Below are 12,046 nucleotides of genomic sequence, written 5' to 3'. Positions count from 1 at the left end.
TTTGTATGGTTAAAAACATTGATTTAAAAACAAAAAACAAAAAAGCCGCCCTCGGGCGGCTTCTTGTAAGAGAGAAATTGTTACTTTGCTGCGGCTACCATATAGTCGACCGCACTTTTCACGTCGCCATCCGGCGCGCTCGACCCACCCTTCGGCGGCATCATGCCGGTCTTGCCTTGGAAGCCCTTGAGCGCATGCTCGTACAACACCAGGTTGCCTTGGGCAATGCGCGGCGCCCAGGCAGCCTTGTCGCCCATCTTCGGCGCACCCGCAATGCCGGCGCCATGGCAGGCCATGCAGGTGGAGCCGTACAAGGCCTTGCCGGCGCCGCTGTCTGCGGCGGCCATCACCGGCGCGCCGGCTGGCGAGGGAGCAGCGGCTGCCGGGGCCGCAGCAGGAGCAGCGGCCGCAGGAGTAGCAGGCGCAGCAGGCGCAGCGGCTTGCACCTGGGTGGCAGGTGCCGGCGCTTCCGGCTCCTTGAACTTGCCGCCCGATTGATTCGTCATATATACAAGGGCGCGCGCCACCTCGACATCGTCCAGGTCCGGGTTGCCACCCTTGGCAGGCATGGCGCGGATACCGTTGATCGCGTGCTGGAGGAGAGTGTCGTAACCTTGCGCGATGCGTGCGCTCCAGGCGCCGGCATCGCCGGCTTTCGGTGCACCGGCGGCACCGGTGGCGTGACAGGCGGCGCACACGGCGGTATAGACGGCCTGGCCGTTCTGCAGCACCTTGGGCGCATTCGCATCCTTCAGTGCGAAACCTTCTTCGGCAACCGGACGCAGGCGCGCCACGACCGATTCCGGGTTCTGGCCTTCCGAGCCCGCGCCCGTCAAATGTTGATTGGTCACGAACGACACCAACAAGATGATGCCGATGACGATGACGAGGAAAAACCCGGCCACTGCGGCGATCAGCTGTTTCGGGGTTCGGATGAAAGCCTGGTGTTCACTGTGATGTGCGTCGCTCATGATTTCCTTACTTAAACAATAAAAAAACCTGCTGGCGTCCGGCGCTTAGCTACCTTACCCGTCATAAATGGCGCGGAACCGGGCGATTATAGATCGAAAGCACGTTAATGGAAACGCAATTTCTCTATGGCCAACATTAGTGTCCATAGACGTGCCGGTCAAAACTCTGTATCCTTCGCTTCACTCCTGCGCGGCTGTAGCTCAGTGGATAGAGTATTGGCCTCCGAAGCCAAGGGTCGTGGGTTCGATCCCCGCCAGCCGCGCCAACTCCTCTCAGTAAATCAATAAGTTACCGTTCGCCACACTGGTGCCCGCGAACTCATACTCTTCTACGTCTAGTTCATCAAAAAAAGCAATGATTCCTATGCGCACGATTGCCGCGCAAACAAATTGCTTTTTCGAAGAATGTTAAAATTACATCTGACTCAGCGATGTTGCTTGTTGGAATTCTTGCGGCCTACGATGTTTTGCTTGCCTGCTTGAAACTACGGCCAGCAGCGCCATCCTGTTGTTTTTTAAGGAGAGAATCCTTGTCAGTTGTTGAGTGCAATTCTGTTTCCATGCTATATTTAAAATTAACAGAATTGCAAAAATTAATATTTGATCGGAATGTGCGAGATGAAAGCAGATGAAGTCGTCGCAGTAGTTGGCTTGGGCTATGTTGGGTTGCCGCTGGCTGTCGAGTTCGGCAAGAAGGCGAAAACGATCGGCTTCGACCTGTCGGCCAGCAAAGTTGAAAACTACAAGAAGTTCGTTGATCCGACCGGCGAAGTCTCGACCGAGCAGCTGAAGGCGGCGCAGCACCTGGAAGTCACCACCGACCCATCCGCACTGGCGCAGGCCGACTACATCGTGGTGGCCGTGCCGACCCCGGTGGACATCGCCCACAACCCGGATTTCACGCCGCTGGCCGGCGCCAGCAAGACCGTCGGCAAGCACATGAAACGCGGCGCGATCGTCGTGTTCGAGTCGACCGTCTACCCGGGCGCCACCGAGGAAGTCTGCATCCCGATCATGGAAAAAGAGTCGGGCCTGAAGTGGAAAGAGGATTTCCACGTCGGCTTCTCGCCGGAGCGCATCAACCCGGGCGACAAGGAACATACCCTGACCACGATCCTGAAAGTGGTGTCGGGCGATGACGACGCTACCCTGGACAGCGTCGCCAAGCTGTACGAATCGGTGGTGACCGCCGGCGTGTACCGCGCCTCCAGCATCAAGGTGGCCGAAGCCGCCAAGGTGATCGAGAATACCCAGCGCGACCTGAACATCGCCCTGATGAACGAACTCGCGATCATCTTTGACAAGGTCGGCATCGACACGCTGGAAGTCCTGAAGGCCGCCGGCACCAAGTGGAACTTCCTGCCCTTCCGTCCGGGCCTGGTGGGTGGCCACTGCATCGGCGTCGATCCTTATTACCTGACCCATAAGGCGGAGATGGTCGGCTACCACCCGCAGGTGATCCTGGCGGGCCGCCGCATCAACGACGGCATGGCCAAGTTCGTGGCCGAAAAGACCGTCAAGTCGATGATCTCCTCGGGCTTCCACGTGAAGGGTTCGAAGGTCAACGTGATCGGCCTGACTTTCAAGGAAAACTGCCCGGACCTGCGCAATTCGAAGGTCGCGGACATCGTCCACGAACTGGAATCCTACGGCTGCGAGGTACACGTCTACGATCCGGTGGCCGAAGCCGAAGAAGCCCAGCACGAATACGGCATCAAGCTGGAACGCTGGGAAGACCTGCCGAAAGCCGATGCCCTGGTCGTGGCCGTGCCGCACAAGGAAGTGCTGGCCCATTCGCTGCTCGATTTCCAGGCCAAGCTGAACGACAACGGCTGCTTCATCGACGTCAAGTCGCAATTCGATCCGAAGGCGATCAGCGAAGCCGGCTACTGCGTCTGGCGCCTGTAATACCGCCCCTACGGCCGTCCGCGACCGCGGGCGGCCGCGCAATCCGTAAGTAAAGTGTCTGCAAACGTGAACAAGATTCAAGACGTCCAACAGCAGCTGCGCCAACGCAGCTACCACTGGCTGGTCACCGGCGCAGCTGGTTTCATCGGCTCGAACCTGGTCGAAGCCCTGCTCAAGCTGAACCAGCGCGTCACGGGCCTCGACAACTTCGCCACCGGCCACCAGCGCAACCTGGACCAGGTGCGCGAGCTGGTGGGCGAGGCGGCATGGGCCAACTTTACTTTCCAGCAGGCCGACATCCGTTCGCCCGAGGATTGCGCACGTGCCTGCGAGGGCATCGACTTCGTCCTGCACCAGGCCGCACTGGGCTCGGTGCCGCGCTCGATCGCGGATCCGCAGCTGACCAACGAAACGAACATCACCGGTTTCCTGAACATGCTGGTGGCCGCGCGCGACGCCAAAGTGAAACGCTTCGTCTACGCCGCCTCCAGCTCGACCTACGGCGACCACCCAGGCCTGCCGAAGGTCGAGGACCGGATCGGCAAGCCGCTGTCGCCGTACGCCGTGACCAAGTACGTCAACGAGCTGTACGCCGACGTGTTCGGCCGCACCTACGGCATGGAATCGATCGGCCTGCGCTACTTCAACGTGTTCGGTCCGCGCCAGGATCCGAACGGCGCCTATGCGGCCGTGATCCCGAAATGGGTGGCGGCGCTGATCCGCAACGACGAGCTGCGCATCAACGGCGATGGCGAGACCAGCCGCGATTTCTGCTATGTGGATAACGTGGTCCAGATCAACCTGCTGGCGGCGATGGCCGGCAGCGACGCCGCCAACCAGGTGTACAACGTGGCGCTGAACGACCGCACCTCGCTCAACCAGCTGCATGCGCAGATGTGCGAGCTGCTGGCGCCGCGCTACCCGCACGTGGCCGCGCACAAACCGGTGTACGTCGACTTCCGCAAGGGCGACGTGCGCCATTCGCAGGCCGATATCGGCAAGGCCGCCGCGATGCTGGGCTATGCGCCCACCCACCGCATCGGCGAAGGGCTGAAAGAAGCCATGGACTGGTACGTGCACAACCTGTCCGAATAAGCACTGCAGTATGTGACCAAGAAGAATACCGGAGGGTAGCGTGCTTAAGATTTCCAACCACTATGTGTCGAAGATCGTCTTCGTCCTGCTGTTCGTCGAGGTGCTGGTCCTGCTCGGCGCCGCTTACGTCGGCGCGGCGGTGCGCTTCATGGAACTGGGCCAGCCGCTCGGCCTGCCGAACGTCGAGAACCTCGACCACTTCTTCACCTCGGCCATCGCCTTCACCGCCGCCATCATCTTCAGCATGAGCGCGATGGGCATGTACCAGCTCGACTTCAACGAAGGCCTGCGCAATCCCTTCTTCATGAAGCTGATGCCCTCCTTCCTGATGGGCTTCCTGATCCTGACCCTGGTGTTCTACGTCGCCCCGGACCTGTACTTCGGCCGCGGCATCCTGGCCCTGGTGTTCGCGATCGCCGCCGCCGGCATCTTCATCGCGCGCATGATCTTCTTCAAGAGCTCGGAGCTGCGCTTCCTGGAGACGCGCATCCTGTTCCTGGGCAGCGGCCCGCTGGCCAAGGAATGCAGCGACCTGGCCCTGCAGAGCGCCAGCTACCACCGCTACAACATCACCGGCTTCGTTCCGACCCCGACCGAGGAGCTGTGCGTGCCCTCGACCAGCCTGCTGAACGGGCGCGAGGGCGATACCCTGGTGGCGCTGGCGCGCCAGTACAACGTCGAGGAAATCGTGGTGTCGGTGCAGAACCGCCGCGGTGGCTTCCCGATCAAGGAACTGCTCGACTGCAAACTGGCCGGCCTGAAGGTCACCGACGCCGCCACCTTCTTCGAGCGCGAGACCTGCCAGATCCGGGTCGACTCGCTGCAGCCGTCCTGGCTGGTGTTCGGCGGTGGCTTCGACCAGAGTTTTGTCCGCACCTTCATGAAGCGCAGCTTCGACATCGTGTGCAGCGTGATCATCCTGGTGCTGACCCTGCCGCTGATGCTGCTGGCCGCGCTGGCCGTCAAGCTGGAAGACCGCGGTCCGGTGTTCTATTCGCAGGAACGGGTGGGCAAGGACGGCAAGACCTTCTTCGTGCATAAATTCCGCAGCATGCGCACCGACGCCGAAAAGGGCGGCAAGCCGCAGTGGGCCCAGCAGAACGATCCGCGCATCACCCGGATCGGCAACTTCATGCGCAAGACCCGCATCGACGAGCTGCCGCAGATCCTCAACGTGTTCAAGGGCGACATGTCCTTCGTCGGCCCGCGCCCGGAGCGCCAGTATTTCGTCGACCAGCTGATCGAAGTGGTCCCGTATTACAATGTGCGCCACAGCGTCAAGCCGGGCATCACCGGCTGGGCCCAGGTGCGCTACGGTTACGGGTCGTCCGCCGAGGACGCGCTGCAGAAGCTGCAGTACGACCTCTACTACGTGAAGAACAACAGCCTGTTCCTCGACGTCCTGATCCTCATCGACACCCTGAAAGTCGTCCTGTTCCGCAGCGGACGCTGACCGGCTCCGCCGTGCATCGTGACCAATATCACAGCCTATAGTTACGCGTTTGCCGCAGCCGGGTACCTGTTGCTGGGATTGCCCGTCCTGTCGGGCTGGCGCGGGCGCTTCCAGCGCGGCAGCCTGTCGGCCGCCTGCCTGCTGAGCGCCCTGTGGGCCGCCGCCCTGGCCTGGGACGCCGTCAACGACAGGTTGTGGACCTCGCTCACCGGCGCGCTCGAAGTGCTGCGCGACGGCGCCTGGTCGGTGTTCCTGGTCGCGCTGCTGGGCCACTGGCAAGGCGAAAACAGCCGGCTGCCCTTCGGCATGCGGCCCTCGCTGTTCGCGGCCGGCTGCGCCTACCTGGCGCTGCTGGCGGCGCTGGTGATCGGCCACTGGTACAACGAACTCCTGAACACCCTGGGCGCGCTGCCGGTGGTGACCTCCTTCGCCTGCCTGGCGGTGTACGGCATGCTGCTGGTCGAACAGGTGTACCGCAACAAGACCATCGAAGAGCGCTGGGCGATCAAGTTCGCTTGCCTCGGCATCGGCGGCATGTTCGCCTACGACTTCTACCTGTACACCAATACCATGCTGTTCCGCGACCTGAATCCGGAACTGTGGAATGCGCGCGGCCTGATCAACGCCCTGACCGTGCCGCTGCTGGCGGCCTCGATGGCGCGCCGCAAATCCTGGACCACCTCGGTCGGCGTCTCGCGGCGCGTGATGTTCCATTCGGCCGCGCTGTTCGGCTCCGCGATCTACCTGCTGGCGATGGGCTCGGCCGGCTATTACCTGCGCTTCTTCGGCGGCCGCTGGGGCACGGTGATGCAGGCCGGCTTCCTGTTCGGCGCGATCTGCCTGCTGCTCGTGATCCTGTTTTCCGGCACCTTCCGCTCCTGGCTGAAGGTCTCGATCAGCAAGCACTTCTTCACCTATAACTACGACTACCGCGAGGAATGGACGCGCTTCACGCGCACCCTGTCCGAACGCGGCCCCAACCTCGGCGACCGCGTGATCCAGGCCATGGCGGCGCTGGTCGAAAGCCCCGGCGGCACGCTGTGGCAGCGCGACGACGGCAACCGCTTCGAGCCGCGCGCGCACTGGCAGGCGCCGGACACCAGCATGGCCGAGCCGCACAACTCGCCGTTCTGCCAGTTCATGGAAAGCACCCAGTGGGTGATCGACATCGACGAGTACGTGGAGCGCCCCGACAAGTACGAGGGCCTGGCCGTGCCGCAGTGGCTGCTGGACTATCCGCGCCGCTGGCTGGTGGTGCCGCTGATCCTGCACGAGAAGCTGTTCGGCTTCGTGGTGCTGCAGCGCGCGCGCAGCCCGCTCAAGCTGAACTGGGAAATCATCGACCTGATGGAAATCGCCGGCAGCCAGGCGGCCGGCCACCTGGCCCAGGAAGACGCCGCCAACGCGCTGATGGTGGCGCGCCAGTTCGAATCCTTCAACCGCATGTCGACCTTCGTCGTGCACGACCTGAAGAACCTGGTGGCCCAGCTGTCGCTGATGAACGCCAACGCCGAGAAGCACAAGGACAACCCCGAGTTCCAGCGCGACATGCTGGAAACCCTGAACCACTCGGTGCAGAAGATGAAGCTGCTGCTGCAGAAGCTGTCGCGCACCGAGAACGCCGAGAAGCCGCTGCCGCTGGCGGTCGAGCAGGTGGTGCGCCAGGCGGTGGCGCTGAAGAACGCCTTCGAGCCGCGACCGCAGCTGGTGGTCGAGGTGCCGGGCCTGAAAGTGATGGCGGACCGCGAGCGCCTCGAGCGCGTGGTCGGCCACCTGATCCAGAATGCGATCGAGGCCACGCCGCGCGACGGCCACGTGATGATCCGCCTCGGCCGCCGCGACGTCGACAACGGCGCGCATGCGGTCGAGATCGAGATCACCGACACCGGCGAAGGCATGAGCGAGGAATTCATCCGCGAACGCCTGTTCAAGCCCTTCGACTCGACCAAGTCGGCCGGCATGGGCATCGGCGTGTTCGAGAGCCGCGAATACATCACCGAGCTGGGTGGCATGCTGGAAGTCAGCAGCAAGCCCGCGCTCGGCACCACGTTCAAGGTCGTGCTGCCGCTGTACCACGAGCCGGCGCCAGCCCTGATCTCCTGAGAGGACATCCGTGACCCAAACCAAACCCAAACTGTTAATCATCGAAGACGATCCCGGCCTGCAGAAGCAGCTGCGCTGGAGTCTCGACGCCTATGAGGTGGTGGTGGCCGGCGACCGCGAGGCCGCGCTGGCCCAGATCCGCCGCCACGAGCCGGCGGTGGTGACCATGGACCTGGGCCTGCCGCCCGACCCGGACGGCTCGACCGAAGGCCTGGCCACGCTGCAGCAGATCCTGGCGCTGGCGCCGGACACCCGCGTGATCGTCCTGACCGGTAACCAGGACCACAACAACGCCGTCAAGGCGATCGGCATGGGCGCCTACGACTTCCACCAGAAGCCGGTCGACCCCGAAGTGCTGAACCTGGTCATCCAGCGCGCCTTCTTCCTGCACAACCTGCAGCAGGAAAACCGCCGCATGCAGCAATCGCAGGCCGATTCGCCGCTGGCCGGCGTGATCTCGCGCGATCCCGGCATGCTGAAGGTCTGCCGCACCATCGAAAAGGTGGCGCCGACTTCCGCCTCCGTGATGCTGCTGGGCGAATCCGGCACCGGCAAGGAAGTGCTGGCGCGCGCCGTGCATGGCATTTCGCCCCGCTCGAAAGAGCGCTTCATGGCGATCAACTGCGCAGCGATCCCGGAAAACCTGCTCGAGAGCGAACTGTTCGGCTACGAGAAGGGCGCCTTCACCGGCGCCGCCAAGCAGACCAAGGGCAAAGTGGAACTCGCCCACGGCGGCACCTTCTTCCTCGACGAGGTCGGCGACCTGCCGATGCCGCTGCAGGCCAAGCTGCTGCGCTTCCTGCAGGAGCGCGTGATCGAGCGCATCGGCGGCCATGAAGAGATCCCGGTCGACGTGCGCATCGTCTGCGCGACCCACCAGAAACTCAAGGACCTGTGCGCGCAAGGGCGCTTCCGCGAGGACTTGTACTACCGCCTTTCGGAGATCGTGGTGACGATCCCGCCGATGCGCCAGCGCGAAGGCGACGCCGCGCTGCTGGCCCACCATTTCAAGAACAAGTTCTGCGCCCAGGAATCGCGCTCCTCGCTGCACTTCGCGCCGGACGCGCTGGCGGCGATCGAAGCCTATGCCTGGCCGGGCAATGTGCGGGAGATGGAAAACTGCATCAAGCGCGCGGTCATCATGGCCGACGGCAACACCATCGTCGCCGACGACCTCGGCCTGCCGGAACTGCCGGAATCAGACGCGGAAGAATCGCCGCTGAACCTGCGCCAGGTGCGCGACGAAGCCGAATATAAAGCCATCGTGCGGGCGCTGGCGCGCTCGGACGGCAATATCGTCAAGGCTTCCGAAATGCTGGGCGTCAGCCGCCCGACCCTGTACGACCTGATGGGACGGCACGGCATCAAGACCGGTGCGTGAGCGTGGCGCGCGCATGAAGGGCGTTTCGGTCCGCCGTGTGCTGGGCGGCGGCGTGCTGCTGGCGATCCTCGGCGCCGGCGCCGCCTTGTTCTACCTGCAGGGGCAAGGCATCGCGCCGCGCACTCTGGCGCCGTATGTCGACAAGCGCAGCAGCGGCCACAACATCCTGATCACGGGCGCCGGGCAGTGGCTGGGCGCCAGCCTGCTCGATCTGGACCGCGGCGAAACTATACCCGCCCTGGCACCGCCGCTGAGTGTCGGCGCTCAAGCGGCAACGGCTCCCCGCAGCGACGGCACGCGCAAGCTTGCGGGAACGGGCGAGGAGCTGCGCCGCGCGGTCGCGGCCGCCGCACCGGGCGACATCATCGTGCTCCTTCCCGGCAGCTACCGGATCCACGGGGATGTCCTTGCCAGCCGCGCGGGAGACAGCACGGCGCCCATCGTGGTGCGCGCCGACCAGCCGGGCACGGTGACCATCGAGTTCGACGCCGGTGAAGGCTTCAAGGTATCGGCGCCTTACTGGCGCTTCGAGAACCTGAGCATCCGCGGCGCCTGCGCGCGCCAGGAATTCTGCGAGCATGCCTTCCACGTGGCAGGCGGCGCCCACCATTTTGCGGCGGTGAACAACACCATCCTCAACTTCAACGCCCACTTCAAGATCAACGGCGATGGCGGCCTGTTTCCGGATGCCGGCCTCATCGAAGGCAATACACTCGGCAATACGGCGCCGCGCCGGACATCGAGACCCGTCACCCCGATCGATATCGTCGCCGCCAGCGATTGGATCATCCGGCGCAATCTGATTACCGACTTCATCAAGGAAGGCGGCGACCAGGTCAGCTATGGCGCTTTCGCCAAGGGCGCCGGGACGCGCACCCTGTTCGAACAAAACGTGGTCTTGTGCGAGCAGCGCCTGCGCGGCTTGCCGGGGCAGCGCGTCGGCCTGTCCTTCGGCGGTGGCGGCACCGGCAAGCCATATTGCCGCGATCGTCAATGCATCACCGAACAGGACGGCGGGACCATGCGCGCCAACCTGATCGCATCCTGCTCGGACGCCGGCATCTATGTCAACGCGAGCGCCGGCAGCCGGCTGCTCGACAATACCCTGGTCGACACGGCCGGTATCGACGCCCGCTTCCCCGAGAGCAGCGTCACGCTTGAGGGCAACCTGGTGGATGGCGATATCCGCGGCCGCAACGGCGCGCAGTTGCACGCCGGCGACAATCTGCAGACGCCGACCGCGCTGCTCTACCTGGGCTATCACCCGCTGCGCAAGCTGTTTGCCACGCCGGCCGTGTTCGATTTCAGCTGGCGCGAAACGCCGCGGGAATACATGGCGCCGGCAGCGCCATCGAAGGACTTGTGCGGCGTGGTGCGGCAGGGCAGGCGCCGCTACGGCGCCTTCGAGGACTATAAAGCCTGCCTGGCGCGGCCGCGCTAGCGCCTGGTACCTACCAGGACCGCAGCCAGCCCGCGGTCCAGCCTACCACCTGCTCGTGCCATTCACGCCGCGAACAGGTGTGGTCGGCGCCAGGAAGCAGGTGGCGGGTGACGGCGGGGCCATCCAGCAGGCGCTGCCAGTCGCGCGAGCCCGACGCCAGTCCGGCGAATTCCTGCGCGGTCAGGTCGGCGCCGCTCAGCATCACCAGCATCTTCCCCTTGAACGCCTGCAGGGCCGCATGCATCCGCCCGGGCAGGTCCGGTTCCGCCGCGCTGTCCGGCGCGGCGGGCTGGCCGGCGCCGAAGGCCGAGCGCAGCGAGGACGCGAAGGAGCGCGCGGCCTGGCCGGCGTCGAAGCGGCCGCTGGCGATCTTCTTCCACAGGCCCGGATCGAGCAGCCTGGCGCGGTAATAATGCTTCAACGTGGCCTTGGCGGCGCCCTGCTCGGTGCGCACCCAGGGATTGAGCAGGGCCACGCCGGCCACGCGCGCATCGCCGGGCGCATACATGGCCGCCGCCGAGGCGCCGTCGCACAGGCCCCACAGGACCACGTCGCGCATGTCCGGTACTTGCGCGAAGAAGCAGTCGAGCGCGGCGCGCAGGTCGTCCTGCACCTGTTCGAAGTCGCGCTGTTCGCCTTCGCTGTCGCCCATGCCACGGTAGTCGAAGCGCATGACGGGAAAGCCGGCCTGCGCCAGGCTGCGCGCCAGCAGCGTGAACTGGCGGTGGCTGCCGGTGCGCACCTGCGGGCCGCCGACCACGATCAAAATGCCGCGCGCGGCGGCTTGCGCCGGCAGCGACAGCACGCCGTACAGCCAGGCGCCGGCGCAGGAAAAGGACAGGGCGCGTTCTTCAGCCTGCATGCGCGGCCTCCCGGTACAGCTGGCAGGTGGCGTCCAGCAGGGCGGGACATTCGGCGATTTCCGGCGTGGTCCAGAACGCTTCTCCCTGCACCAGGTGCACGCCGAAGTCGATGCGCTGGGCCTGCCAGATGGCGGCGATCCGGCTTGATGCCGGCGGCAGCGGACGGCCGGCCGCGGGCAGGACCTCGAACCAGTCGATGCGGCAGCCGCGCGGCGCCAGCACCGAGGCGTCGAGCGGATCGATGGCGGCGACCAGTTCCGGCGCCAGGTCGTAGCCGGCGATTTCCACCGAGCGGCCCTGTTCGAGCGCAGCGCGCAGCGCCTTGGTGCCGCCGTTGGCCGCGCCTTCCTGCACCATGTCGGCGGCGATGCGCAGGCGCAGGAACTGGTTCATCACGGCGGCGCCGTTGGTGACCGGCTGCCACAGCAGCAGGCGCTGCGGCAGCTCCCGCGCGCCGGCGGCGTAGTCGAGCGCGAGCAGGGCGCCCAGGCGCAGTCCCCACAGCCCGGTCGAGCAGCCCAGGCGCTGCTGCAGCCAGGCGCGCGCGGCGTCGACGTCGCGCTTCCAGCCGTCCCAGCGCGCATCGCCGAACTCGCCGCTGCTGTCGCCGCAGCCGTGCAGGTCGATCTGCAGCACGCCCACGCCCAGCGCCGCCAGCGCGCGCGCCTGCAGCGCGGCCATGCGGCGCGTCTTGTTCATCTCTTCGGCAAAGGGATGCAGGTAGACCAGCGCGCCGCGGCAGGCGCCGGCGGGCGCGTGGTAGAGGCAATAGCGGACGCCGTCCTGTACGGGCAGGAAGAAGCTTTCCGCAGGCGCGTGGGTGGCGGTCAT

General features: G+C 64.9%; 9 protein-coding genes and 1 tRNA gene. 7 read left to right on the top strand and 3 right to left on the bottom strand.

What is annotated here, in order from left to right; all coding sequences use genetic code 11:
• Positions 1–80: 80 nt before the first annotated feature.
• Positions 81–971, bottom strand: coding sequence for a cytochrome c5 family protein (locus LQV39_RS10915; protein WP_230025264.1), 891 nt, complete (start codon positions 969–971; stop codon positions 81–83).
• A 190-nt stretch (positions 972–1,161) separates the two neighbouring features.
• On the opposite strand from LQV39_RS10915, the gene LQV39_RS10910 reads away from it, so the two are divergent.
• The 7 genes from LQV39_RS10910 to LQV39_RS10880 all read left to right on the top strand — a co-directional run bounded on the left by LQV39_RS10910 (position 1,162) and on the right by LQV39_RS10880 (position 10,352).
• Positions 1,162–1,237 (top strand) — tRNA-Arg (locus LQV39_RS10910).
• A gap of 352 nt (positions 1,238–1,589) precedes the next feature.
• A complete protein-coding gene (locus LQV39_RS10905) occupies positions 1,590–2,879 on the top strand; it encodes a nucleotide sugar dehydrogenase (protein WP_230025262.1) in 1,290 nt (429 codons plus the stop codon).
• Between the two features lie 66 nt (positions 2,880–2,945).
• On the top strand, positions 2,946–3,974 hold the full coding sequence (locus LQV39_RS10900; RefSeq protein ID WP_230025260.1) for an SDR family oxidoreductase: 1,029 nt from the start codon (positions 2,946–2,948) through the stop codon (positions 3,972–3,974).
• 40 nt (positions 3,975–4,014) lie between these two features.
• Entirely contained in the window at positions 4,015–5,427 is a 1,413-nt protein-coding gene (locus LQV39_RS10895; protein WP_230025258.1) for a TIGR03013 family XrtA/PEP-CTERM system glycosyltransferase, read from the top strand.
• Positions 5,428–5,445: 18 nt separating this feature from the next.
• Complete coding sequence (gene prsK, locus LQV39_RS10890; protein WP_230025256.1) at positions 5,446–7,530, top strand: XrtA/PEP-CTERM system histidine kinase PrsK; 2,085 nt, start codon at positions 5,446–5,448, stop codon at positions 7,528–7,530.
• A 10-nt stretch (positions 7,531–7,540) separates the two neighbouring features.
• Positions 7,541–8,911: a PEP-CTERM-box response regulator transcription factor gene (gene prsR, locus LQV39_RS10885; protein ID WP_230025254.1), complete on the top strand. Its 1,371-nt coding sequence runs from the start codon at positions 7,541–7,543 to the stop codon at positions 8,909–8,911.
• A gap of 13 nt (positions 8,912–8,924) precedes the next feature.
• Positions 8,925–10,352, top strand: a complete 1,428-nt coding sequence (locus LQV39_RS10880) for a chondroitinase-B domain-containing protein (RefSeq protein ID WP_230025252.1) — start codon at positions 8,925–8,927, stop codon at positions 10,350–10,352.
• 10 nt (positions 10,353–10,362) lie between these two features.
• Here LQV39_RS10880 and LQV39_RS10875 read toward each other — a convergent pair whose 3' ends face one another.
• Complete coding sequence (locus tag LQV39_RS10875; protein WP_230025250.1) at positions 10,363–11,214, bottom strand: hydrolase 1, exosortase A system-associated; 852 nt, start codon at positions 11,212–11,214, stop codon at positions 10,363–10,365.
• Positions 11,204–12,046 carry a hydrolase 2, exosortase A system-associated gene (locus tag LQV39_RS10870; protein ID WP_230025248.1) on the bottom strand — a complete coding sequence of 281 codons (843 nt, stop codon included), beginning with the start codon at positions 12,044–12,046 and terminating at the stop codon, positions 11,204–11,206. Before LQV39_RS10870 ends, LQV39_RS10875 begins: the two co-directional genes overlap by 11 nt.

The organism is Massilia sp. Bi118 (assembly GCF_918697865.1).
Classification (GTDB): domain Bacteria; phylum Pseudomonadota; class Gammaproteobacteria; order Burkholderiales; family Burkholderiaceae_D; genus Telluria.
The sequence above is the reverse complement of the archived record's forward strand: the minus strand, read 5'-3'. Positions and strand labels throughout refer to the sequence as shown.

Bases quoted from the DNA above. Each gene is read 5' to 3' on its own strand.
- LQV39_RS10905 (WP_230025262.1), top strand. From the start codon at position 1,590: ATGAAAGCAGATGAAGTCGTCGCAGTAGTTGGCTTGGGCTATGTTGGG.
- LQV39_RS10875 (WP_230025250.1), bottom strand. From the start codon at position 11,214: ATGCAGGCTGAAGAACGCGCCCTGTCCTTTTCCTGCGCCGGCGCCTGG.
- LQV39_RS10915 (WP_230025264.1), bottom strand. From the start codon at position 971: ATGAGCGACGCACATCACAGTGAACACCAGGCTTTCATCCGAACCCCG.
- LQV39_RS10870 (WP_230025248.1), bottom strand. From the start codon at position 12,046: ATGACCGCCACCCACGCGCCTGCGGAAAGCTTCTTCCTGCCCGTACAG.
- LQV39_RS10880 (WP_230025252.1), top strand. From the start codon at position 8,925: ATGAAGGGCGTTTCGGTCCGCCGTGTGCTGGGCGGCGGCGTGCTGCTG.